At 41.5% G+C, this 23,108-nt stretch carries 21 protein-coding genes; 17 read left to right on the plus strand and 4 right to left on the minus strand.

Features of this window, described 5'->3' with window-relative positions; genetic code table 11:
• The 3 genes from HMPREF9184_RS04390 to metK form a co-directional block, all read left to right on the plus strand.
• Positions 1-323 (plus strand): LPXTG cell wall anchor domain-containing protein (locus HMPREF9184_RS04390; RefSeq protein WP_000303067.1); only part of this gene is annotated, 323 nt, incomplete at its 5' end.
• Positions 324-589: 266 nt separating this feature from the next.
• Positions 590-1,933, plus strand: coding sequence for a DEAD/DEAH box helicase (locus HMPREF9184_RS04395; protein ID WP_000010997.1), 1,344 nt, complete (start codon positions 590-592; stop codon positions 1,931-1,933).
• 344 nt (positions 1,934-2,277) lie between these two features.
• Complete coding sequence (gene metK, locus HMPREF9184_RS04400) at positions 2,278-3,468, plus strand: methionine adenosyltransferase (protein WP_000003907.1); 1,191 nt, start codon at positions 2,278-2,280, stop codon at positions 3,466-3,468.
• Between the two features lie 66 nt (positions 3,469-3,534).
• Here metK and HMPREF9184_RS04405 read toward each other — a convergent pair whose 3' ends face one another.
• The 4 genes from HMPREF9184_RS04405 to HMPREF9184_RS04420 form a co-directional block, all read right to left on the minus strand.
• Positions 3,535-3,834, minus strand: coding sequence for a DUF1827 family protein (locus HMPREF9184_RS04405; RefSeq protein ID WP_000767192.1), 300 nt, complete (start codon positions 3,832-3,834; stop codon positions 3,535-3,537).
• 58 nt (positions 3,835-3,892) lie between these two features.
• On the minus strand, positions 3,893-4,345 hold the full coding sequence (locus HMPREF9184_RS04410) for an NUDIX hydrolase (RefSeq protein WP_000013077.1): 453 nt from the start codon (positions 4,343-4,345) through the stop codon (positions 3,893-3,895).
• 131 nt (positions 4,346-4,476) lie between these two features.
• Entirely contained in the window at positions 4,477-6,726 is a 2,250-nt protein-coding gene (locus HMPREF9184_RS04415; protein WP_000882492.1) for an ATP-dependent Clp protease ATP-binding subunit, read from the minus strand.
• Between the two features lie 238 nt (positions 6,727-6,964).
• On the minus strand, positions 6,965-7,195 hold the full coding sequence (locus HMPREF9184_RS04420) for a DUF1797 family protein (protein ID WP_000443579.1): 231 nt from the start codon (positions 7,193-7,195) through the stop codon (positions 6,965-6,967).
• 190 nt (positions 7,196-7,385) lie between these two features.
• Between HMPREF9184_RS04420 and HMPREF9184_RS04425 the strand changes: the two genes are divergently transcribed.
• From HMPREF9184_RS04425 to pgdA, 14 genes are all read left to right on the plus strand, one after another.
• Complete coding sequence (locus tag HMPREF9184_RS04425; RefSeq protein ID WP_001011651.1) at positions 7,386-8,069, plus strand: amino acid ABC transporter permease; 684 nt, start codon at positions 7,386-7,388, stop codon at positions 8,067-8,069.
• Complete coding sequence (locus HMPREF9184_RS04430; RefSeq protein ID WP_000140932.1) at positions 8,069-8,803, plus strand: amino acid ABC transporter ATP-binding protein; 735 nt, start codon at positions 8,069-8,071, stop codon at positions 8,801-8,803. Before HMPREF9184_RS04425 ends, HMPREF9184_RS04430 begins: the two co-directional genes overlap by 1 nt.
• A 33-nt stretch (positions 8,804-8,836) precedes the next feature.
• Positions 8,837-9,157: a TfoX/Sxy family protein gene (locus HMPREF9184_RS04435; protein ID WP_000168523.1), complete on the plus strand. Its 321-nt coding sequence runs from the start codon at positions 8,837-8,839 to the stop codon at positions 9,155-9,157.
• 149 nt (positions 9,158-9,306) lie between these two features.
• Complete coding sequence (locus HMPREF9184_RS04440; RefSeq protein WP_000057231.1) at positions 9,307-10,164, plus strand: bifunctional methylenetetrahydrofolate dehydrogenase/methenyltetrahydrofolate cyclohydrolase; 858 nt, start codon at positions 9,307-9,309, stop codon at positions 10,162-10,164.
• Between the two features lie 4 nt (positions 10,165-10,168).
• The gene (locus tag HMPREF9184_RS04445; protein WP_000673622.1) at positions 10,169-10,942 is read left to right on the plus strand and encodes an HAD hydrolase family protein; all 774 of its coding nucleotides are present in this window, start codon (positions 10,169-10,171) and stop codon (positions 10,940-10,942) included.
• A gap of 54 nt (positions 10,943-10,996) precedes the next feature.
• Positions 10,997-11,818, plus strand: a complete 822-nt coding sequence (locus HMPREF9184_RS04450; RefSeq protein WP_000601052.1) for a hypothetical protein — start codon at positions 10,997-10,999, stop codon at positions 11,816-11,818.
• 13 nt (positions 11,819-11,831) lie between these two features.
• Positions 11,832-12,683, plus strand: a complete 852-nt coding sequence (locus tag HMPREF9184_RS04455) for an NAD(P)H-hydrate dehydratase (RefSeq protein ID WP_000643708.1) — start codon at positions 11,832-11,834, stop codon at positions 12,681-12,683.
• Positions 12,684-12,890: 207 nt separating this feature from the next.
• Positions 12,891-15,380, plus strand: coding sequence for a bifunctional DnaQ family exonuclease/ATP-dependent helicase (locus HMPREF9184_RS04460; protein ID WP_033585974.1), 2,490 nt, complete (start codon positions 12,891-12,893; stop codon positions 15,378-15,380).
• A 5-nt stretch (positions 15,381-15,385) separates the two neighbouring features.
• A complete protein-coding gene (locus HMPREF9184_RS04465; protein ID WP_033585950.1) occupies positions 15,386-16,609 on the plus strand; it encodes an FtsW/RodA/SpoVE family cell cycle protein in 1,224 nt (407 codons plus the stop codon).
• Between the two features lie 10 nt (positions 16,610-16,619).
• Positions 16,620-17,174, plus strand: coding sequence for a DJ-1 family glyoxalase III (locus HMPREF9184_RS04470; RefSeq protein ID WP_001140923.1), 555 nt, complete (start codon positions 16,620-16,622; stop codon positions 17,172-17,174).
• An 84-nt stretch (positions 17,175-17,258) separates the two neighbouring features.
• The gene (locus HMPREF9184_RS04475; RefSeq protein WP_033585975.1) at positions 17,259-17,822 is read left to right on the plus strand and encodes an HAD-IA family hydrolase; all 564 of its coding nucleotides are present in this window, start codon (positions 17,259-17,261) and stop codon (positions 17,820-17,822) included.
• A gap of 13 nt (positions 17,823-17,835) precedes the next feature.
• Positions 17,836-19,782 (plus strand): DNA topoisomerase (ATP-hydrolyzing) subunit B, encoded by a 1,947-nt coding sequence (gene gyrB / locus HMPREF9184_RS04480; RefSeq protein WP_000134066.1) that lies wholly within the window; start codon positions 17,836-17,838, stop codon positions 19,780-19,782.
• A gap of 80 nt (positions 19,783-19,862) precedes the next feature.
• On the plus strand, positions 19,863-21,590 hold the full coding sequence (gene ezrA, locus HMPREF9184_RS04485; protein WP_000064796.1) for a septation ring formation regulator EzrA: 1,728 nt from the start codon (positions 19,863-19,865) through the stop codon (positions 21,588-21,590).
• A gap of 105 nt (positions 21,591-21,695) precedes the next feature.
• Positions 21,696-23,087, plus strand: coding sequence for a peptidoglycan-N-acetylglucosamine deacetylase PgdA (pgdA, locus tag HMPREF9184_RS04490; RefSeq protein WP_000739620.1), 1,392 nt, complete (start codon positions 21,696-21,698; stop codon positions 23,085-23,087).
• Positions 23,088-23,108 lie beyond the last annotated feature (21 nt).

Raw genomic sequence — 23,108 nt, forward strand, 5'->3', positions numbered from 1 at the left:
CGCAGCCACAACCGGAACCAGCGCCACAGCCGCAGCCGCAGCCGCAACCGGAACCAGCACCACAACCAAATCCAATTCCACCAGTGAACCCAGGGGGAGAGCAGGGAGCTGATAATAATCAGGCAGATAGACATCAACCAGAACAACCAAGAAAACCTGAAGAGAATCCACCAGCTCAAAGTCCGGCAGGAGAAAAAGCAAAACAAGCTACATTGCCAAATACAGGTAGCACTGCACCACTTTCACTCACTGGGTTAATAACTAGCTCTCTTCTTGCAGGTTTAGGAGCATTACTTCTTGGTCGCAAGCGGAAAGATGATTAAGTACTGATTTTATCTAGAAGCTTTCGACTTTTAAAAGATTCTTAAGCATCTGCTTGACAAATCTATCTGAGTCACAAGTTTTAAGGCTGAGAGAAGACCAACTTGGTCTTCTCTTTTTGTATTTTGGGTAGAAATCAAATGTGTGATTTCAAGTCTAAGAGAGGTATTTGGAGAAATTGATAGCCTTGTGATAGGCCAGATGAGTTGGACTACTGAAAATGTTCAAAATATGGTATAATGGTTAGATGAATAGAATTGAGGATAATATGTCATTTACGAAATTTCAGTTTAAAAATTATATAGAAAAGGCTTTGGAGGAGTTGAATTTTACAACTCCGACAGAGGTACAGGAAAAGTTGATTCCTATTGTCTTGGCAGGTCGAGACTTGGTCGGTGAGTCAAAAACAGGTTCAGGAAAGACCCACACTTTCTTGCTCCCTATTTTCCAGCAATTGGATGAAACAAGTGATAGTGTGCAAGCGGTGATTACTGCTCCAAGTCGTGAATTAGCTACTCAGATCTACCAGGCGGCTCGTCAGATTGCTGCCCACTCAGATGTGGAAGTTCGTGTGGTCAACTATGTCGGTGGTACGGATAAGGCTCGTCAGATTGATAAGCTCGCGAGCAATCAGCCCCATATTGTCGTCGGGACTCCAGGGCGTATCTATGATTTGGTTAAATCTGGTGATTTGGCCATTCACAAGGCCAAGACCTTTGTTGTCGATGAAGCCGATATGACCTTGGATATGGGCTTCTTGGAAACAGTCGATAAGATTGCAGGAAGTCTTCCAAAAGACTTGCAATTCATGGTCTTTTCAGCGACAATTCCACAAAAATTGCAACCGTTCTTGAAAAAATACTTGTCAAATCCTGTCATGGAGAAAATCAAGACTAAAACAGTCATTTCTGATACCATTGATAACTGGTTGATTTCGACCAAGGGCCGCGATAAGAATGCTCAGATTTATGAATTGACTCAAGTCATGCAGCCTTATTTGGCAATGATCTTTGTTAACACAAAAACGCGTGCTGATGAGTTACATGCCTACTTGACTGCTCAAGGATTGAAGGTAGCAAAGATTCATGGAGATATTGCCCCTCGTGAACGCAAGCGGATCATGAATCAGGTGAAAAATCTCGATTTTGAGTACATTGTCGCAACGGACTTGGCAGCGCGTGGAATTGACATTGAAGGGGTCAGCCATGTCATCAATGACGCCATTCCTCAAGACTTGTCCTTCTTTGTTCACCGAGTTGGACGGACTGGGCGTAATGGTCTACCTGGTACAGCTATTACCCTTTACCAGCCAAGTGATGACTCGGATATCCGTGAGTTGGAAAAATTAGGAATCAAGTTTACTCCGAAGATGGTCAAAGACGGAGAGTTTCAAGATACCTATGACCGTGACCGTCGTGCTAATCGTGAAAAGAAGCAGGATAAGCTTGATATTGAAATGATTGGCTTGGTCAAAAAGAAAAAGAAAAAAGTCAAACCAGGCTATAAGAAGAAGATTCAATGGGCGGTGGATGAAAAACGTCGCAAAACCAAGCGTGCTGAAAATCGTGCTCGTGGCCGTGCCGAGCGTAAAGCTAAACGCCAAACATTTTAAAGACAAAAATGGAGCTGCATAGCTCCTTTTTCTAACTTCGTTTTATGAATTTTCAAAAATACTGCAAAAAATAGTAAAAAGTGGTATAATGATAAGGTTATATAGTCCCGATAAGATGGTAGAAAGATCTATCAGTACTTTGTAACTCGCAAAGAATGATGGCTTCAAAGTCGCTCGTCATTCTACGGTTACCGCTATAAGGCGGTCACCCTATGCGCCTTACTAGCTTCAGAAATAAAAAAACATCGTTTTTATTTCTTTCGCGTCGTAACTCTTAGACTATAGAAATACCTATCAGTACTTTGTAACTCTATAACAATATTTTTTTAAGGGGGGACATTTTTATGTCAGAACGTAAATTATTCACGTCTGAATCTGTATCTGAGGGGCATCCGGATAAGATTGCAGACCAAATTTCAGATGCGATTTTGGATGCTATTTTAGCAGAGGATCCAGAAGCGCACGTTGCTGCTGAGACAGCTGTATACACTGGTTCTGTCCATGTTTTTGGTGAAATTTCTACAAATGCCTATGTGGATATTAACCGTGTAGTTCGTGATACCATTGCAGAGATTGGTTATACGAATGCAGAATATGGTTTTTCTGCGGAAACAGTTGGAGTTCATCCATCGCTTGTTGAGCAGTCACCGGATATCGCCCAAGGGGTTAACGAAGCCTTGGAGGTTCGTGGAAATGCAGATCAAGATCCGCTTGACTTGATTGGAGCTGGAGACCAAGGGCTCATGTTTGGATTTGCGGTGGATGAGACAGAGGAACTCATGCCATTGCCAATTTCACTCAGTCACAAGTTGGTTCGTCGTTTGGCAGAACTTCGCAAGTCTGGTGAAATCAGCTATCTTCGCCCAGATGCCAAATCACAGGTTACTGTAGAGTATGATGAAAATGATCGTCCAGTACGAGTGGATACAGTCGTGCTTTCAACTCAGCACAATCCAGAAGTCAGCAATGAACAAATTCACAATGATGTGATTAAAAAGGTTATCAAAGAGGTTATCCCAGCCTCTTACTTGGATGAGCAAACAAAATTCTTCATCAATCCGACTGGGCGCTTTGTAATCGGAGGACCTCAAGGAGACTCAGGTTTGACTGGCCGTAAGATCATCGTCGATACTTATGGTGGCTACTCTCGTCACGGTGGTGGTGCCTTCTCTGGTAAAGATGCGACTAAGGTTGACCGTTCAGCGTCTTATGCCGCTCGCTATATTGCAAAAAATATCGTTGCAGCTGGTCTGGCTAAAAAGGCAGAAGTTCAATTGGCCTATGCTATCGGTGTTGCGCAGCCTGTTTCTGTCCGTATTGATACCTTTGGTACAGGAACAGTAGCTGAAAGCAAACTTGAAAAAGCGGCTCGTCAAATCTTTGACCTTCGCCCAGCAGGGATTATCCAAATGCTGAACCTCAAACGTCCAATTTACCGTCAAACAGCGGCTTATGGACACATGGGACGTACAGATATTGACCTTCCGTGGGAACGTTTGGACAAGGTAGATGCTTTGAAAGAAGCTGTGAAATAAAAATAAAAGATTGGTAGGACCTACCAATCTTTTTTGCAAAAGAAAACCAGCTTTTGGCTGGCTTTCTTATTTTGTAGGAATAGAAATTTCAATCAATTTATCTGAATAAAGCGTCTTGATGTTAGCTTCATCGATAGTATCTTTATCGATTTTGCGTTTCATGAAGAAATCTTGGATGGTCTCTATTTCTGGTTCACGAATAGCGCGGTGTTTGTTGGAAATGAGGATTTCATAGTGAAGCGGAGCTTGTGTGAAAATCACATCTGTGTTTCCAGCAGAATAGACCTCAACAAGAGTTGCGTCAGTGCTTTCTAATTGGCTTTTAACAAGTTGCGAGTGTGAATTAGTCGTGTTGATAAGCTTCATAATAGTTCCTCCGATTTTCTATCTCTATTATAGCACTTTTTGGATAAAATCGTGTATTTTAGTCGATTCCATGCTGGATTTTCCAAACTTCAACTCCCCATTTATGGCTACCACGTTTGAGTTTTTCTATTGTCTCATCAATAGGAAACCAAGAAATATGATTAAAGTCTTCTAAAGGTTTTTGTACTTCTTGGAAAGAAGTGGCTTCGTAGAGATAAGCGGGATTGTAGTAGTAGGTGTCACGATGGCGAGAGTAGAAATACTCATCAGCTTGTCCATAATAGCTTCCGATTTCAGCTGTAAAGCCTAGTTCTTCGATTAGTTCTCTCTTTAGTGCTTCTTGATGGTCTTCGCCCGCTTCAATCTCTCCACCTGGCAAGAACCAAGCACCATTGGGAGCTTGAACTAAAACGATTTGTTTTTTTTCTGCATCAGGAATAACTGCGTACACACCATAGCGGGGCTGGTAGGTCACATTCTCTTTTTTATCACCAAAAGTTGGGTTTGCCATAGAACTTTCCTCATTCTCTAGTATCTTTATTATTATCATAATGAACGAGGGGCAAGCTGTCAAGAATTTACAGTTATTTTAGTAAAAAAAGGTGCAGAAAATGATAGACTTCCTGCACCTGTTAGATCGTTTTAATCTTCTTTTTCAGAAGCAATCTCTTCAGTTTTTTTGGCAGATTTGATTTGAATCTTACCATTGCTTGTCATGACTGCCTTGAGGTCTTTTTCACTTGGGTTTTCAAGGTAGTAGTCTGTGATGGCATCCTCGATATGGTCTTGAATGGTACGGCGGAGTGGGCGTGCCCCCATTTTTGGATCATATCCCAAGTCAACCAACTTTTCCTTGACCTTGTCTGTCACATCGAGGTGGATATTGTTGCTAGAGAGGCGTTTGTTGACATCTGCTAGCATGAGTTCGACGATTTGGAGAAGGTTGTCCTTGCTGAGAGCTTTAAATTCGATGATGCCGTCAAAACGGTTCATAAACTCTGGACTAAAGAAGTTGCCGAGTTCACCGAGAACAGAGTTGGTCCGACCTTCACGAGCAGCTCCAAAACCAACGCTGGCTTCAGCCTTACCAGTCCCAGCATTTGAGGTCATGATAATGATAGCATCCTTAAAGCTAACTGTGCGTCCTTGCCCATCTGTCAAACGACCATCGTCCAAGACTTGGAGGAACATGTGCATCACATCTGGGTGTGCTTTTTCAACTTCATCGAGAAGGATGAGTGAGTAAGGATTGCGACGAACTTTTTCCGTTAACTGACCAGCTTCATCGTAGCCTACATAGCCTGGAGGGGCTCCGACCAATTTAGCCACACTGTGTTTTTCCATGTATTCACTCATATCAAAGCGAATCATGCTGTCAGCAGAACCAAAGAGCTCAATGGCTAGTTGTTTAGAGAGTTCTGTCTTACCGACACCAGTTGGTCCGACAAATAGGAAACTTCCGATTGGGCGGTTGGGAGTACCAAGTCCAACACGATTACGACGGATGGCTTTGGCAATCTTATCGACAGCTTCATCTTGACCAATGACATGAGCTTTGAGGTCGTCTGCTAGATGGATAAGCTGAGATTGTTCCTTTTCTTTGAGCTCACCAACAGGGATATTGGTTTTCTGCTCAATGATATGTTCAATGGTTTTCTCGCTAATGATTGGAGTATCCTGATCGGTCACCTTATTCTTTTGCATTTCCTTGTATTTGGCAATCTGATCACGGAAGTAGGCAGCTTTTTCAAAGTCTTCCTCTCGTGTAGCTTGTGCCTTGAGATTTTCAGCTTCAATTAAACGCTGATCAATTACTTTAGGATCAACAAAGTTCAGTGTCAGATTCATCTTTGAACCGGCTTCGTCTAAAAGGTCAATAGCCTTGTCAGGTAAGAAACGGTCTTGGATGTAGCGGTTGGAAAGATTTGCAGCAGCTTCGATAGCAGCGTCTGTGTACTTGACATGATGGTAGTCTTCGTATTTCTTTTGAATCCCTTTGAGGATAGTAATGGTTTCTTCGACAGTTGGTTCATCTACCTTGACAGGCTGCATACGGCGCTCTAGAGCAGCATCTTTTTCAATGATACGGTATTCATTGAGAGTAGTGGCACCGACCAGTTGCAATTCACCACGGGCAAGGGCAGGTTTGAGGATATTGCCTGCATCCATATTGCCATCGCCAGCAGATCCTGCACCAACAATTTCATGGATTTCATCGATAAAGAGAATGATGTCCTCGCGTTTGCGGATTTCTTCCATGAGCTTTTGCATACGCTCTTCAAATTGACCTCGAATACCTGTTCCTTGAACTAGACTAACCACATCCAAACGGATAACTTGCTTGCCTTGGAGTTTATGGGGAACATCGCCATCGACAATTTTTTGAGCCAGACCTTCAACAACGGCTGTTTTACCAACACCTGGTTCTCCGATGAGGACAGGATTGTTTTTTGTTCGACGGTTGAGGATTTCGATAACACGGATAATCTCCTCATCTCGACCGATAACAGGGTCAATATCCCCACGACGAGCAATCTCAGTAATGTTGATACCATATTCCTCTAGGAGTCCTCTTTCTTGGCTAGGAGGTGTTTGAAGTGGACCACGGTTTTGAGGTCCGTAGCCCCCATTGCCCCCATCTCCTCCACCAGATTGAGTGGGAGGGATGTTATTAGAAGAAGGTCTGAAATTGTTCAAATCATTGAAAAAGTCTCCGAAAGGATCAAAGTCACGATTGTTTAGGTCAGTCATTCCTTTAAAGAGGGTATTATTTGGATCTGTTTTGATAATTTTATAGCAATTTTGACAGAGATCAATTTGCTTTTGCTGTCCATTGATATTGGTATACAGATGAATTGTTGAGTCGTTAATTTTACAGTTTTGACAGAGCATACATCTACCTCATTTCATTCTTATTCTTGGTCTAAGAAAAAGGTCAAGAATAGTCAAAGTTTTATACTCTCATTATAGCATGATTAAGGTGTAAAGCAAGTAAAAAGATTTGGAAGTGATCTTTTTTAAAAGAAGGATTTATGGAGAATCCAGCGACATTGAGGGTAAGAAAAAATCCCATTTGCAGGGACAAAAAGGATTCTCGTTCATCAGTCAGGTTTTCCCTGCTGCTTTTTTATTAGTAAAGGAGTTCGTAGATCTCCATTGCAATCAAGTCAATGCTATCAAAGGTATAGGTTTCACGCGCTTCAACATCGCGAAGGGTGAAGAGTGATCCATTTTCTTCGTCATAGCTGTATGCAACTTCTGCAACAACAACTCCTTCACGTTCAAAATTACGTTTTAGATTTCCGCCATCTTTTGTCATAGCTTCTAGGCGGTTGATGATTCTAACCAAATGTGATTCCATTATGATTCTCCTCCATTTCTTATCGTTACTATTTTACCATAAACCACGGGGACTTGACTAGAAAAAACTAAGATTTCTCGCTATTTCTCTTTTGCATAAAATTATTGGTGAAAATTAGTGAAAAAATATTGAATTTTAATTCAAATTATGTTATAATCATACAATCTGATATTTAGAAAGCTGAGTTTATATGAATTTTTCCTTTTTACCAAGGTATTTACCTTATTTTAATTATGGTGCTCTTATTACTGTAGTGATTTCAATTCTGGTAGTCTTTTTCGGTACCATTCTAGGTGTCTTATTGGCCTTTGCTCAACGCTCACGTTTTAAGCCTCTTGTCTGGTTTGCGAATATCTATGTATGGATTTTCCGAGGAACACCGATGATGGTGCAAATTATGATTGCTTTTGCCCTCATGCATATCGATGCGCCCACTATTCAAGTAGGGATTTTAGGTGTGGACCTTTCTCGTTTAATTCCAGGTATTCTGATTATCTCGATGAATAGTGGTGCCTATGTGTCTGAAACCGTTCGTGCAGGGATTAATGCAGTTCCTAAAGGGCAGTTAGAGGCAGCTTATTCCTTGGGTATTCGTCCTAAAAATGCTATGCGTTATGTCATTTTGCTACAGGCTATCAAAAATATTCTTCCAGCTCTTGGAAATGAATTTATCACTATTATCAAGGATAGTTCTCTTTTGTCAGCGATTGGGGTGATGGAGCTGTGGAATGGGGCAACGACAGTAGCAACAACAACTTATTTACCGTTGACTCCCCTTTTATTTGCAGCCTTTTACTATTTGATTATGACCTCTGTTTTGACAGTGGCTTTGAAGGCATTTGAAAATTACATTGGACAAGGAGACAAGAAATAATGACAGAAACCTTGATAAAAATCGAAGGCTTGCATAAGTCTTTTGGGAAAAATGAAGTTTTAAAAGGCATCAACCTTGAGATTAAACGAGGAGAAGTTGTGGTCATTATCGGTCCGTCAGGGAGCGGGAAATCAACCCTCCTTCGTTCGATGAATCTTCTCGAGGAAGCAAGTAAGGGAAAGGTTATCTTTGAAGGAGTCGATATTACGGATAAGAAGAATGATCTTTTTGCTATGCGTGAAAAGATGGGCATGGTATTCCAACAATTCAACCTCTTTCCCAATATGACGGTCATGGAAAATATCACCTTGTCACCAATAAAAACCAAAGGAGAAAGCAAGGAAGTAGCGGAGAATAGAGCCCAAGAACTGCTAGAAAAAGTTGGTTTGCCAGATAAGGCGACGGCCTATCCACAGAGTTTGTCAGGTGGCCAGCAACAACGGATTGCTATCGCACGTGGTTTGGCTATGGAACCAGATGTTTTGCTCTTTGATGAACCGACTTCAGCCCTAGACCCTGAGATGGTTGGAGAAGTTCTAGCTGTTATGCAAGACCTCGCTAAGTCAGGGATGACCATGGTGATTGTGACTCATGAAATGGGATTTGCCCGCGAGGTAGCAGACCGTGTTATCTTTATGGCGGATGGGGTTGTTGTTGAAGATGGAAGGCCAGAGGAGATTTTTGACCAGACCCAAGAACAACGGACCAAGGATTTTTTGAGTAAGGTTTTGTAAGACCTCATTTTTAGAAGAAATGGAGTAGAAATCATGGCTTCCAGTAAAGAATATTTAGATTTTATTCTCGATCAGCTATCGGAGCTAGATGAGATGAGTTATCGTCCAATGATGGGAGAGTATATCCTTTATTATCGTGGGAAGATTATTGGGGGAATCTATGATAATCGTTTGTTATTGAAGCCTGTGAAGGTGGTTTTGGATCAACTGGGACAGACTAGGCTTGAACGTCCTTATGAAGGAGCCAAAGAGATGATTTTAATAGAAGATCTTGAAGACAAGTTATTTCTAGCGAGACTAATCAAGGATATGTACGAAGTTTTGCCTGCTCCCAAGGTCAAAAAGAAAGCATGATAGACTTGCCTAAGATAAATAGGCACTAAAAGCTCGATAAGAGCTTTTTCTTATAGTTTCAAACTATAAGGTCTATTAGTCAAGAAGTGTTAGAATGCCAAGTCATTTTTTGATATAATAGAAGATATTTGATAGAAAAGAGAAGAAATATGGCACAGATTATTGATGGGAAGGCTCTTGCAGCTAAGTTACAAGGACAGTTGGCTGAAAAGACTGCTAAACTAAAAGAAGAAACAGGTCTAGTTCCAGGCTTGGTGGTGATTTTGGTGGGGGACAATCCTGCCAGCCAAGTCTACGTTCGCAACAAGGAACGGTCAGCTCTTGCTGCTGGCTTCCGTAGTGAAGTAGTGCGAGTTCCTGAGACCATTACCCAAGCGGAATTGTTAGACTTGATTTCCAAATACAATCAAGATTCAGCTTGGCATGGGATTTTGGTTCAGTTACCTTTACCCAAACATATCGATGAAGAGGCGGTTTTATTAGCCATTGACCCAGAAAAAGACGTGGATGGTTTCCATCCGCTAAACATGGGACGCCTCTGGTCAGGTCATCCAGTCATGATTCCTTCGACACCTGCAGGAATTATGGAGATGTTTCATGAATATGGGATTGAGTTGGAAGGTAAAAATGCGGTTGTTATCGGTCGTTCGAATATCGTTGGAAAACCGATGGCTCAGCTACTTTTGGCTAAGAATGCAACAGTGACCTTGACTCACTCACGCACCCATCATCTTGCCAAGGTGGCTGCTAAGGCAGATATTCTTGTGGTTGCAATCGGTCGCGCTAAGTTTGTGACTGCTGACTTTGTCAAACCAGGAGCGGTTGTCATTGACGTAGGGATGAACCGTGATGAAAATGGCAAGCTTTGTGGAGATGTTGACTATGATGCCGTTGCACCGCTTGCTAGCCACATCACACCTGTCCCAGGTGGAGTTGGTCCTATGACCATTACCATGCTGATGGAGCAAACCTATCAGGCAGCACTTCGAACATTGAACAAGGACTAGGAAAATGAAATTCGTATTTGACCTAGATGGGACACTGTCTTTTGACTACATGACCATAGATGAGGAGATTCAGCAGGTTCTTTTAAAGGCTGAAGATTATGGTCATGAGCTTGTGTTTGCCTCAGCTCGCTCTTATCGGGATTGCTTGGGTTTATTAGGCCCTGAACTCAGTCAGCGCTTGGTCATAGGGTTGAATGGTGGCGTAGCCTATCATCTAGGGAAGGCTGTTCTCGAAAGGAATCTTGATGCTAGAGTTTATCAGGCGCTAGTGGATTATTGCCAGACTTATAATCTCCCTTTCTTTGTAGATGATTGCTTTGACTATAGTGGTCAGATTGTAGAGAAGATTCCATTTATTTCCAGTGTGGATCCCCTAAAGGTGGCTCGTCATCAGAAACTCGAGGACTTAGGGACTCCAATTAAGGTAGTCGTTTATATGGGTGACCACGAGGAGTTGCTTGATGATCTGCTTGGTCAGCTAGAAAGACTAGGACAGGCTCATCTCTCCTATCATGCGCATGAAAAGTGCCTTTATGTTAATCCCTTGGATACTCATAAGGCGACAACTGTTGAAAAGTTATGCGGGGAGAACTTCATCGCTTTTGGAAATGACCAAAACGATATTGAACTATTTAAAACGTCTCTCTATTCTGTCCAGATAGGAGATTTTGCTGGCCTTACTCCATATGCAGATGACACGTTAGAGCTAAAAGGAGCTCCTTCTCCAGCAGTAGCAGCTAAAATCTTACAGACCTTTGCGGAATTTAAGGGAAAATAGATAGAAGGAGGTCTGAGCCTCCTTTTGTAGTATAATGGAGTGAGAGGTGATTAGATGATTTTAAAAATTTATAATGGAGAATATAGTTTGCAATGGGATGGAATATATCACTTAGCACTAATTGATTATCCAAATATTCAAGAGTGGGAATTAGAAAAAATTGCTAAATTTACAGCTTACGAAAAACTTCATAAACGTCAAACAAGTATCGAGTGTACTGATTCTTGTTTAAAAAAAGAGATTTTAGATTACCTCTGTCAGCATCCCTTTCTGCCACCATTTACCCCTACAGATAAAAGAGTAGCCTCGACTTATGACCTACATAAGAGGTTAGTGACTTCAGACTACTGTAGTCATACTACGACTATAGATGCAGCGATTTCTATTTTTAAAACTGGTCAGCTTTTATCTGCTGTGAAAGCCTTTGGGCGAGATGCTGAGGAGTTGGTTTTGGATAGTCGAAATGCTGCATCTGATCCGATAGATTATTTTGACTATGTCATGTTAGGGTGGTCAAACACAAGTTCTGGTTATCGATTGGCGATGGAGCGTTTATTAGGTCGAGCTCCTTCAGAGAAAGAATTACAAGACAAGTTTATTCCTGGAGTAAGTTTTCATTTTATCTATACAGATTTGACTAAAGTTACTGGTTATATTTTTGATGGCTACCATGTTGCAAAAATTAAGGACATGTTGAATTTATTTAGTGAGTTGTATATTTGTATTATTCCAACTCATAATAAGAGCCAATTTGAAAATATTATTCCAACTAAAATACAAGATAGGGTGCATTATCTTGACTATGATGGAGAAGACTTAGAAGAGTGGACTAAGAAAGTCTATCAAGTTGTTTTAAAACAATCAGATAAAGGATAGTTGAGGAAAAAAGATGAAAGCGATTGATCAAACTTTACTAGAAAAAGTCATTGTAGAACGGTCTCGTCACAGTCACAAGGGAGACTACGGTCGTCTGCTGTTACTGGGAGGAACCTATCCTTATGGGGGAGCTATTATCATGTCAGCCATTGCAGCAGTTAAAAGTGGCGCTGGCTTGGTGACTGTTGGGACGGATAAGGAGAATATCCCAGCTCTGCACAGCCATTTACCTGAGGCTATGGCTTTTTCTCTTCAAGACCAGCAATTGTTAAAAGAACAGTTGGAAAAGGCAGAAGTTGTCTTGCTTGGTCCGGGATTGCGAGAGGATGCATTCGGAGAAGAACTCGTGAAACGGGTTTTTGACAGTCTCAGAAAAGAACAGATTTTGATTGTAGATGGCGGTGCTTTGGGCATCTTAGCAAACGGCCAGTTAGAATTTCCGTCCAGTCAGCTCATCCTAACTCCCCACCAAAAGGAATGGGAAAGATTATCTGGTATAGTTCTTGACCATCAAAATACGGAGACGACTGCTAGGTCTCTTTCAGCTTTTCCTCAAGGAACGATTCTAGTCGAAAAAGGTCCAGCGACTCGTATCTGGCAAGCAGGCAAGCGTGAATACTATCAACTGGAGGTTGGAGGCCCCTATCAAGCAACTGGTGGGATGGGAGATACTTTAGCAGGGATGATTGCTGGTTTTGCAGGTCAGTTTCATCAAGCCAGTCTTTATGAGAGAGTGGTGGTAGCGACCCATCTTCACTCAGCCATTGCCCAAGAACTAGCTCAGGAACACTATCTTGTCTTGCCAACAGAAATTAGCAAGGCTCTTCCGAAAACAATGAAAACAATATCTCAAAAAGGCAACTGAAATCTTAATTGCCTTTTTATGTTTTTACAGTTGCTTTGTTTTTCTGGTAACATTTTCAAATACTTCAGAACCAAAGACCTACTGCTGAACTTGCGAGAAATTCTCACTTTTAAGGTCTTGATTTTTAATCAAACTGACAAGTGAAGCAAGATTGTTATCAAAGTTGAGGGGTGTCAAATCATGCTTTTTTTGATATAATTTTTAATGATGAATGCGAGAAATGATCGGTATGTGGTCGTTGATTTAGAGGCGACCAGCACCGGAAGCAAGGCAAAAATTATTCAAGTAGGCATTGTGGTGATTGAGAATGGCGAAATCATCGATCAGTATGCGACCGATGTCAATCCCCATGAACCCTTGGATTCTCATATCAAAGAATTAACAGGTCTGACCGATCAGCGTTTAGCTGCGGCGCCAGAGTTTTCTCAGGTGGCTGGAAAAATTTTTGAATTGGTTAAGGACGGTGTTTTTGTTGCGCACAATGTTCAATTTGATGCCAACCTCCTTGCGGAATTTCTCTTTTTTGAAGGATATGAATTGCGCACACCGCGGGTGGATACGGTTGAGCTAGCCCAAGTTCTATATCCTCAGTTTGAAAAGTACAATCTAGGTATCCTTTGTCAAGAGTTGGGAATTGAACTGGAACAGGCCCATACGGCTCTGTCTGACGCTCAGGCAACAGCAGAACTCTTGCTTTACATGCGTCAAAAACTTTTCGAGCTACCAAAAGGGCTTTTAGAAAGCTTGTTAGACCTTGCAGATAACCTTCTCTATGAAAGTTATCTGGTGATTGAGGAGGTCTATCAGCAGCAATCTCTCCTGTCTTCGCCAGACTTGATAGAATTACATGGGCTTTTCCTGAAAAAGGAAAGTCAAGCCTTAGCTCCACGCAAATTATCCAAAGATTTTGCTAAAAACATTTCTTTATTGGGGCTGGAGGAGCGTCCACAACAGCTGAAATTTGCGGAGAAGGTTGAGAACTTATTAGAAGAGCACCAGACTTCCTTTATCCAAGCTCAAACGGGACTGGGCAAGACTTACGGCTATCTCCTTCCAGCTTTGAACTCGGAGACTGAAGCAGGGATACTAGTGAGCGTTCCGACCAAAATTCTTCAAAATCAGATCATGCAGGAAGAGGGTCAGCGTTTAAAAGAGGTTTTCCATCTGGAGATTCATAGTCTCAAGGGTCCTCAAAATTATTTAAAACTGGATGCCTTTCACCGAGTCCTCCATCGATCTGAGTCCAATCGCCTTTTCACACGCTTTAAAATGCAACTGCTCATTTGGCTAACGGAGACAGAGACTGGTGACTTGGACGAAATCGGACAACTTTATCGCTATCAGCACTTTCTGCCTGAACTAGTCCACGACGGCAAGCTTTCAAAGAAAAGTTTATTTGCTACAGAGGATTTTTGGAAACGAGGGCAGGAAAAGGCCAAGACCAGTCGCGTTCTCTTGACCAATCATGCCTATCTGGTCACTCGTTTGGAAGACAATCCAGAGTTTGTCGATAACCGTTTGCTGATCTTGGATGAAGCTCAAAAAATGCTGTTAGCTCTTGAAAATCTAGCCCAGCAGGCTTATCGCCTTGAGGATCTTGTAACTCAAATTGAAAAGTCCTTGGAGACAGAGGAGGATTTGATTCAGAAACGCTTGCTTGAGAGTATCGGCTTTGAATGTCGTTACTTGATGGAGCAGTATCAGTCAGGTCTTAAGAATGGAAAGTGGTTGGATTCTCTCGAACAGTTGCGCCAACATTTTTCGGAGTTAGCTCTCCCGGAGTACAGAGAGATTGCAAACTTTTTTACGTCGGACCGTGAATTTTGGCTTGCTCCAGCAGAGAAATCTAGTAAGGATATCCTGATTTGTTCAAGTAAAAACGGTCGCTTTATACTAGCAGACTTATTGCCAGAAGATTGTAGACTCCTAGGAGTATCTGCCACTCTTGAAATCAGCAATCGGGTTTCCTTAGCGGATTTACTGGGATTTCCAGATGCTCCACTTGTTAGGCTCGATGTAGCAAAGCAGGAGCAACAAGAAGTTTTTCTAATTGATGACTTTCCTCTCGTGACAGAAGTTTCGCCTTTTGACTATGCTAGTGAAGTGGCTTCGGTCATTCGAAGTTTACAAGCCTTTCAAGAACCTTTATTGGTTTTGTTTACCTCAAAAGAGATGTTGCTGGCAGTTTCGGACCTGCTAGACCAACCTCACCTAGCTCAGTATAAAAATGGGGAACCAAGCCAACTGAAAAAGCGTTTTGAAAAAGGTGAACGCCAGATCTTGCTTGGAACAGGTAGTTTATGGGAAGGAGTTGATTTTTCAACCCATCCATTTGTACTCCAAGTGATTCCGAGATTGCCTTTCCAAAATCCACAAGAACCTTTAACAAAAAAATTAAACCAAGAACTACGTCGAGAAGGGAAAAATCCTTTTTATGATTATCAGTTGCCGATGGCTATTATTCGGTTGAAACAAGCCCTTGGTCGTACTGTTAGACGGCCTGACCAAGGTTCGGTTGCTCTAATCTTAGACAGTCGTGTCGTCAGCAAGCGCTATGGCAAACAAATCGCCCAAACCTTGTCAAAAGAAAGAACGGTTCGGGTCTTTGCTAGAAATCAGCTAGAGTCTGCAGTAGCAGATTTTCTCCAATCTCGTCGCGATAAAATGAAAGAAAAATCCAAGAAAGAGAAAAGGTAAAAAATATGAAACGTTCCTTCGACTCTCGAGTCGATTATAGCCTCCTTCTACCAGTTTTTTGTTTACTGGTGATAGGAGTAATGGCAATTTATATAGCAGTTAGTCATGACTATCCCAATAATGTACTTCCAATTCTAGGTCAGCAAATTGCTTGGATTTCCTTGGGCCTTGTCATTGGGTTCGTCGTCATGTTCTTCAATACCGAGTTTTTATGGAAGGTGACTCCCTATCTTTATGGCTTAGGTTTGGCCTTGATGGTTCTCCCCCTTGTTTTTTACAATCCGAGTTTAGTAGCTTCCACAGGGGCCAAAAACTGGGTGTCAATCGGGGGAACGACACTCTTTCAACCATCTGAGTTCATGAAGATTTCCTATATCTTGATGTTGGCTCGAGTCATTGTACAATTCACTCAAAAACACAAGGAATGGCGACGGACTATTCCGTTGGATTTCCTATTGATTGGTTGGATGATTGCCTTTACCATCCCAGTCTTGCTCCTCTTAGCCCTACAAAGTGATTTAGGGACTGCCTTGGTCTTCGTAGCTATTTTTGCGGGCATGGTGCTCCTTTCAGGTGTTTCGTGGAAGATTATCGTTCCAGTTTTTGTGACAGGAGTGACTGCAGTAGCAGGCTTCATGGCCATCTTTATAAGCAAGGACGGACGTGCCTTCTTGCACCAGATTGGGATGCCGACATACCAGATTAACCGTATTTTGGCTTGGCTCAATCCCTTTGACTTCGCACAAACAACAACTTACCAACAGGCGCAAGGGCAAATTGCTATTGGAAGTGGTGGCTTGTTTGGACAAGGTTTCAATGTGTCCAATCTTCTCATCCCAGTACGTGAGAGTGATATGATTTTCACGGTGATTGCTGAAGATTTTGGCTTCATTGGTTCAGTCTTTGTCATTGCCTTGTACTTACTTCTTATTTATAGGATGTTGAAAATTACACTCAGATCAAATAACCAGTTCTATACCTATATTTCGACTGGTTTTATCATGATGTTGCTCTTCCATATCTTTGAAAATATCGGTGCCGTAACAGGCCTACTTCCTTTGACAGGGATTCCTCTGCCATTCATTTCTCAAGGGGGCTCCGCAATTATTAGTAATCTCATCGGAGTCGGTCTCCTCTTGTCTATGAGTTACCAGACCAATCTAGCCGAAGAGAAAAGTGGAAAAGTTCCTTTCAAACGAAAGAAAGTCGTCTTAAAACAAATCAAATAAGGAGGCCACTATGGCAAAAGTTGCAGTTATATTAGCTCAGGGTTTTGAAGAAATCGAGGCCTTGACAGTAGTTGATGTCTTGCGTCGAGCAAACATTTCCTGTGATATGATAGGGTTTGAGGAGCAAGTGACAGGATCACATGGTATTCAGGTAAAAGCCGATCGTGTTTTTGATGGTGATTTATCTGACTATGACTTGCTAGTTCTTCCAGGAGGCATGCCTGGCTCGGCTCGCTTACGGGATAATCCAGTCCTCATCTCTGAGATTCAAGCCTTTGATCAAGCAGGAAAGAAAATTGCAGCTATCTGTGCAGCTCCAATCGCCCTCCATCAAGCAGGTGTCCTGAAAGACAAGCACTTTACCTGCTATGACGGTGTTCAGGAGAACATCACTGACGGAACTTACCAAAAGGAAACAGTGGTTGTAGATGGTAATCTAACAACCAGTCGAGGACCGTCAACTGCCCTTGCCTTTGCCTATGAGTTGGTGGAGCAGTTGGGAGGAGATGCTGAGAGTTTACGAGTCGGTATGCTCTATCGGGATGTCTTTGAAAATCAGCAGTAAAACGAGAGGCAGACTCTCGTTTTTTACTTGGAAAAATCTAGGAAATCATCGCTTTTTTCATAAAAAAATGGTATAATGAAGGGTATGAAATATCACGACTACATATGGGATTTAGGTGGTACCTTATTGGATAATTACGAGACTTCTACAGCAGCTTTTGTAGAAACCTTAGCCCAATATGGAATTGAGCAAGAACACGACCGTGTTTACGAAGCCTTGAAGGTTTCGACAGCTTTTGCCATCGAGAAGTTTGCACCAGATATCGAGGATTTTTTAGAGAACTACAAAGAAAATGAAGCACGTGAGCTAGAGCACCCAGTTTTGTTTGAGGGAGTTCCAGAATTACTCAAAGACATTTCGGACAAGGGTGGTCGCCATTTCTTGGTTTCTCATCGAAATGACCAAGTGCTAGAACTTCTTGCCAAGACCCAGATAGCCAACTACTTCACCGAGGTGGTGACTGCCAGTTCTGGATTTAAACGGAAACCAGATCCTGAGTCCATGATTTATTTACGTGATAAATATCATATTACATCCGGTTTGGTCATTGGTGACAGAAATATTGATATAGAAGCAGGTGAAGCTGCTGGCTTAGATGCCTATCTTTTTAAAAACGTTGCGACATTGAGACAAGCAATAGATATGTAAGAAAAGGGAAAAAATGACAGAAGAAATCAAAAACCAACAGGCTCAGGATTATGATGCCAGTCAAATTCAAGTTTTAGAAGGTCTGGAAGCCGTTCGTATGCGTCCAGGTATGTATATCGGATCGACTGCTAAAGAGGGTCTTCACCACCTAGTCTGGGAAATTGTTGATAACTCTATTGACGAGGCCTTGGCTGGATTTGCTAGTCATATCCAAGTCTTTATCGAACCAGATGATTCTATTACCGTTGTGGATGACGGTCGTGGAATTCCTGTTGACATTCAGGAAAAGACGGGACGTCCTGCTGTTGAGACAGTCTTTACAGTTCTTCACGCTGGAGGAAAATTCGGCGGTGGCGGATATAAGGTATCAGGTGGTCTTCACGGTGTGGGTTCATCAGTAGTAAATGCCCTCTCAACGCAACTAGATGTCCATGTTCACAAAAATGGCAAAATTTATTATCAAGAATACCGTCGTGGTCATGTAGTTGCTGATCTTGAGGTCGTTGGAGATACGGATAAAACTGGAACAACAGTTCACTTCACGCCGGATCCAGAGATTTTTACAGAAACAACGACTTTTGACTTTGACAAATTAAACAAACGTGTTCAAGAATTAGCCTTTTTGAACCGAGGACTTCGAATCTCCATCACAGACAAGCGTGAAGGTCTCGAACAAACCAAGCATTACCACTATGAAGGTGGGATTGCTAGCTACGTTGAATATATCAATGAGAACAAGGATGTTATCTTTGATACGCCAATCTACACAGACGGTGAGATGGATGATATCACAGTTGAAGTAGCCATGCAGTACACAACCGGTTACCACGAAAACGTCATGAGTTTCGCCAATAATATTCATACCCATGAAGGTGGAACACATGAGCAAGGTTTCCGTACAGCTCTGACTCGTGTTATCAATGATTATGCCCGCAAAAATAAATTGCTAAAAGACAATGAAGATAACCTCACTGGGGAAGATGTTCGTGAAGGCTTGACCGCCGTTATCTCTGTCAAGCACCCTAATCCGCAGTTTGAAGGACAAACCAAGACCAAACTGGGGAATAGTGAAGTGGTTAAGATTACCAATCGTCTCTTTAGCGATGCCTTTTCTGATTTTCTCATGGAGAATCCACAGATTGCCAAGCGCATCGTGGAAAAAGGAATTTTGGCTGCCAAGGCTCGTGTGGCTGCCAAGCGTGCGCGTGAAGTCACTCGCAAGAAATCTGGCTTGGAAATTTCCAATTTACCAGGAAAACTAGCAGACTGTTCTTCAAACAACCCTGCTGAAACAGAACTCTTCATCGTTGAGGGAGACTCAGCTGGTGGATCAGCTAAATCTGGTCGTAACCGTGAATTCCAGGCTATCCTGCCAATTCGTGGTAAGATCTTGAATGTTGAAAAAGCTAGCATGGATAAAATTCTAGCCAACGAAGAGATTCGGAGCCTTTTTACTGCCATGGGAACAGGCTTTGGAGCAGAATTTGATGTCACTAAGGCTCGTTACCAAAAGCTCGTTTTGATGACCGATGCTGATGTCGATGGAGCCCACATTCGGACCCTCCTTTTGACCCTGATCTACCGCTACATGAAGCCAATTCTAGAAGCTGGATATGTCTACATTGCCCAACCGCCAATCTACGGAGTAAAAGTTGGAAGTGAGATCAAAGAATACATCCAACCAGGTGCGGATCAAGAAATTAAACTCCAAGAAGCCTTAGCACGTCATAGTGAAGGGCGTGCAAAACCAACCATCCAGCGTTATAAAGGTCTGGGAGAAATGGATGACCACCAATTGTGGGAAACAACCATGGATCCTGAACATCGCTTGATGGCGCGTGTTTCGGTAGACGATGCTGCCGAAGCAGATAGAATCTTTGATATGTTGATGGGTGACCGAGTTGAACCTCGCCGCGAATTTATCGAAGAAAACGCTGTTTACAGTACACTTGACGTCTAAAAAATGTGGGAAATAGTTCCCTTGGTTTAAAAAATATGATATAATCATTACGATTGTTTCTAGTATAAAAGGAGTTTGATATGTCTAATGGACAACTAATTTATCTAATGGTTGCGATTGCAGTCATTTTGATTCTGGCTTATGTAGCGGCAATCTTCCTACGTAAGCGTAATGTAAGTAGATTGACGGCCCTCGAAGAAAGAAAAGAAGAACTCTACAACCTTCCTGTAAATGATGAGGTTGAAGCGGTTAAAAACATGCATTTGATTGGTCAAAGTCAGGTAACCTTCCGTGAATGGAATCAAAAATGGGTTGATTTATCCCTTAACTCATTTGCTGATATTGAAAATAATCTGTTTGAGGCTGAAGGTTATAATAATTCTTTTCGCTTTTTCAAAGCTACTCATCAAATCGATCAAATCGAAAGTCAAATTGATCTAATTGAAGAAGACATTGCGGCGATTCGCAATGCGCTTTCAGAACTTGAAAAACAAGAGTCTAAGAATAGCGGACGTGTTCTGCATGCTTTGGACTTATTTGAAAGTCTGCAACATACTGTAGCAGAAAATTCGGAACAGTATGGTAAAGCCCTTCCTGAAATTGAGAAACAATTGGAAAATATCCAGTCAGAGTTTTCTCAATTTGTAACCTTGAACTCTTCAGGTGACCCAGTTGAGGCTGCAGCAATTCTTGATTCAACTGAAAATCATATTCTCGCTTTGACACATATCGTTGATCGAATTCCAGCTCTTGTTGAAACCTTGACAAAGGAACTGCCAGAACAATTGGAAGATTTGGAGGAAGGCTACCGTAAACTCTTAGATGCTAATTATCACTTCACTGAAACGGACATCGAGTCACGCTTCCAACTTTTACATGAATCTTTGAAAAATAATCAAGAAAACATCCGCCAGTTGGAATTGGACAATGCGGAGTATGAAAATACACAAATCCAAGAAGAGATTAATGCGCTCTACGATATTTTCACGCGTGAAATTGCTGCTCAAAAAGTCGTTGAGAGTCTCCTTTCAACGCTTCCAACCTATCTCAATCACTTGAAAGAAAATAATCAGGTTTTGGTTCAGGATCTTGAACGCTTAAATAAAACCTATCTTCTCCCAGAAAGTGATGGGAACCATGTCCGCCGTCTTCAAGCTGAATTGTCAGGTCTTGATACCGCAATCACAGAGGCAACTGAAGATCAGACAGAACCTACTCAGGCCTACTCTGTTTTAGAGGAGCAGTTTAATTCACTTCAAAGTAATCTAAAAGACATTGAAGACGAACAAGTTTCTGTTAGTGAACGCCTAGCTCAAATCGAAAAAGACGACATCAATGCTCGTCAGAAAGCCAATGTTTATGTGAATCGTTTGCATACCATTAAACGGTATATGGAAAAGAGAAACTTGCCGGGTATTCCTCAAAGTTTCTTGAAACTTTTCTTCACTGCAAGCCATAACACAGAAGATCTGATGGCAGAGTTAGAGCAAGCACAAGTGAATATTGAATCAGTTAAACGAATTCTTGAAATTGCGACCCATGATATGGAAGCTCTTGAAACAGAAACCTACAATATTGTTCAATATGCGACCTTGACGGAGCAACTCTTGCAGTATTCAAACCGTTACCGTTCATTTGATGAGCGTATCCAGCAAGCTTTCAATGAAGCGCTTGAAATTTTTGAAAAAGAATTTGACTACAAGGCATCATTTGAGAAGATTTCTCAGGCCTTGGAAGTTGCAGAACCAGGAGTCACAAATCGCTTTGTTTCTTCTTATGAAAAAACACGTGAAGCGATTCGCTTCTAATACCCGAAAAGCTTAGATCATCTAGGCTTTTTATTATTTCTTTCAAAAATAGAAGAATATCGATTTATCATTGAAATTATAATTCTGATTTGATATGATGGAGGTATGAAGAAAAATAAAGAGAAGCGTGTTTCCCACGATAAAAAGAGAAATGTATTACTTGTTTTAGTAGGTATTTTAAGTCTTGCTATGATCTGCCTAGGTGGCGTGATTGGTCACAAGATTCTACAGAAACAATCCTATGAACAAAAAATTGAAGCCTTAAAAAACGAAAAAGACCAACAATTCAACGCAGGCAGTCAGAAAGACCATTTCCGAAAAGGTCAAGCTGAGGTAATTGCCTATTATCCTCTTCAAGGAGAGGAAGTCATTGCGCCTGTTAGAGAAAAAATCAACCAAGATATTAAAGAAAAGCTGGAAGATAAAGAAGATTTGGTCTTTTATTATACCGAGCAATTGGATCCTGTTTTAAAGGGAGTTGTTGCTCGTAATATTAGTAAGCAAGTTTACGATTTGTCTGCAGCAAAGGTTGAAGAAAAAGAAAAGACGTCTTTAGGGAAAATTTTCTTGACAGAAGATGGTAAACTTTTTACACTTAGTCAACTTTTCAAGGATGCTAATAAGGCTAAGGAACTCCTACTGAGTCAAATAAAATCAACTCTTGAGGATAAGAAGCTTGACCAGACAAAAATTGATCAGGTCCTAAAATACTTTACGGACCAAGATCTGGCATCATGGAGCTTTGATTATAAAGATAGTCAAATCATCCTTTATCCTCCTAATTCAGGGGAGACTCTGGAGGAAATTGCCCTACCAATATCCAGTTTCTTTGATGTCATTGATTCCTCTTATCTATTAGAAAAGGATGCTGAGCTCTACCAAGCTTACTTTGTACAAAAAAATAAAAAAGTTGTAGCCTTGACTTTTGATGATGGTCCAAATCCATCTACAACGACACAAGCTTTGGATACATTGGCTAAGTACAATGTAAAGGCGACCTTCTTTGTACTTGGTAAAAACATTGCTGGCAATGAAGATCTTCTGAAACGAATGAAGTCTGAAGGGCATGTTGTGGGAAACCATAGCTGGGATCATCCTATTCTTTCAAAATTGACTCTTGAAGATGCTAAAAAGCAAATCACGGATACAGAAGATGCCTTGACCAAGGTTCTAGGTTCGAGTTCTAAACTCATGCGTCCGCCTTATGGGGCTATTACAGATGATATCCGTAACAGTCTGGACTTGAGCTTTATCATGTGGGATGTGGATAGTTTGGACTGGAAGAGTAAAAATGAGACAGCTATTTTGACAGAGATTCAGCATCAAGTTCGTAATGGATCGATTGTTCTTATGCATGATATTCATGGCGCTACAGTTAATGCTCTTCCAAAGATTATAGAATATCTGAAAGACCAAGGTTATACATTTGTGACTATTCCAGAATTGCTGAATTCTCGATTGAAAGCTCACGAAATGTATTATGACCGTGATCAATAATCGACAAAATCTAAAGAGACG

It is taken from the genome of Streptococcus sp. oral taxon 058 str. F0407 (assembly GCF_000235485.1).
Lineage (GTDB): Bacteria > Bacillota > Bacilli > Lactobacillales > Streptococcaceae > Streptococcus.

Coding starts and splice junctions, on each gene's coding strand:
- HMPREF9184_RS04395 (WP_000010997.1), top strand. CDS start 590: ATGTCATTTACGAAATTTCAGTTTAAAAATTATATAGAAAAGGCTTTG.
- metK (WP_000003907.1), top strand. CDS start 2,278: ATGTCAGAACGTAAATTATTCACGTCTGAATCTGTATCTGAGGGGCAT.
- HMPREF9184_RS04405 (WP_000767192.1), bottom strand. CDS start 3,834: ATGAAGCTTATCAACACGACTAATTCACACTCGCAACTTGTTAAAAGC.
- HMPREF9184_RS04410 (WP_000013077.1), bottom strand. CDS start 4,345: ATGGCAAACCCAACTTTTGGTGATAAAAAAGAGAATGTGACCTACCAG.
- HMPREF9184_RS04415 (WP_000882492.1), bottom strand. CDS start 6,726: ATGCTCTGTCAAAACTGTAAAATTAACGACTCAACAATTCATCTGTAT.
- HMPREF9184_RS04420 (WP_000443579.1), bottom strand. CDS start 7,195: ATGGAATCACATTTGGTTAGAATCATCAACCGCCTAGAAGCTATGACA.
- HMPREF9184_RS04425 (WP_001011651.1), top strand. CDS start 7,386: ATGAATTTTTCCTTTTTACCAAGGTATTTACCTTATTTTAATTATGGT.
- HMPREF9184_RS04430 (WP_000140932.1), top strand. CDS start 8,069: ATGACAGAAACCTTGATAAAAATCGAAGGCTTGCATAAGTCTTTTGGG.
- HMPREF9184_RS04435 (WP_000168523.1), top strand. CDS start 8,837: ATGGCTTCCAGTAAAGAATATTTAGATTTTATTCTCGATCAGCTATCG.
- HMPREF9184_RS04440 (WP_000057231.1), top strand. CDS start 9,307: ATGGCACAGATTATTGATGGGAAGGCTCTTGCAGCTAAGTTACAAGGA.
- HMPREF9184_RS04445 (WP_000673622.1), top strand. CDS start 10,169: ATGAAATTCGTATTTGACCTAGATGGGACACTGTCTTTTGACTACATG.
- HMPREF9184_RS04450 (WP_000601052.1), top strand. CDS start 10,997: ATGATTTTAAAAATTTATAATGGAGAATATAGTTTGCAATGGGATGGA.
- HMPREF9184_RS04455 (WP_000643708.1), top strand. CDS start 11,832: ATGAAAGCGATTGATCAAACTTTACTAGAAAAAGTCATTGTAGAACGG.
- HMPREF9184_RS04460 (WP_033585974.1), top strand. CDS start 12,891: ATGAATGCGAGAAATGATCGGTATGTGGTCGTTGATTTAGAGGCGACC.
- HMPREF9184_RS04465 (WP_033585950.1), top strand. CDS start 15,386: ATGAAACGTTCCTTCGACTCTCGAGTCGATTATAGCCTCCTTCTACCA.
- HMPREF9184_RS04470 (WP_001140923.1), top strand. CDS start 16,620: ATGGCAAAAGTTGCAGTTATATTAGCTCAGGGTTTTGAAGAAATCGAG.
- HMPREF9184_RS04475 (WP_033585975.1), top strand. CDS start 17,259: ATGAAATATCACGACTACATATGGGATTTAGGTGGTACCTTATTGGAT.
- gyrB (WP_000134066.1), top strand. CDS start 17,836: ATGACAGAAGAAATCAAAAACCAACAGGCTCAGGATTATGATGCCAGT.
- ezrA (WP_000064796.1), top strand. CDS start 19,863: ATGTCTAATGGACAACTAATTTATCTAATGGTTGCGATTGCAGTCATT.
- pgdA (WP_000739620.1), top strand. CDS start 21,696: ATGAAGAAAAATAAAGAGAAGCGTGTTTCCCACGATAAAAAGAGAAAT.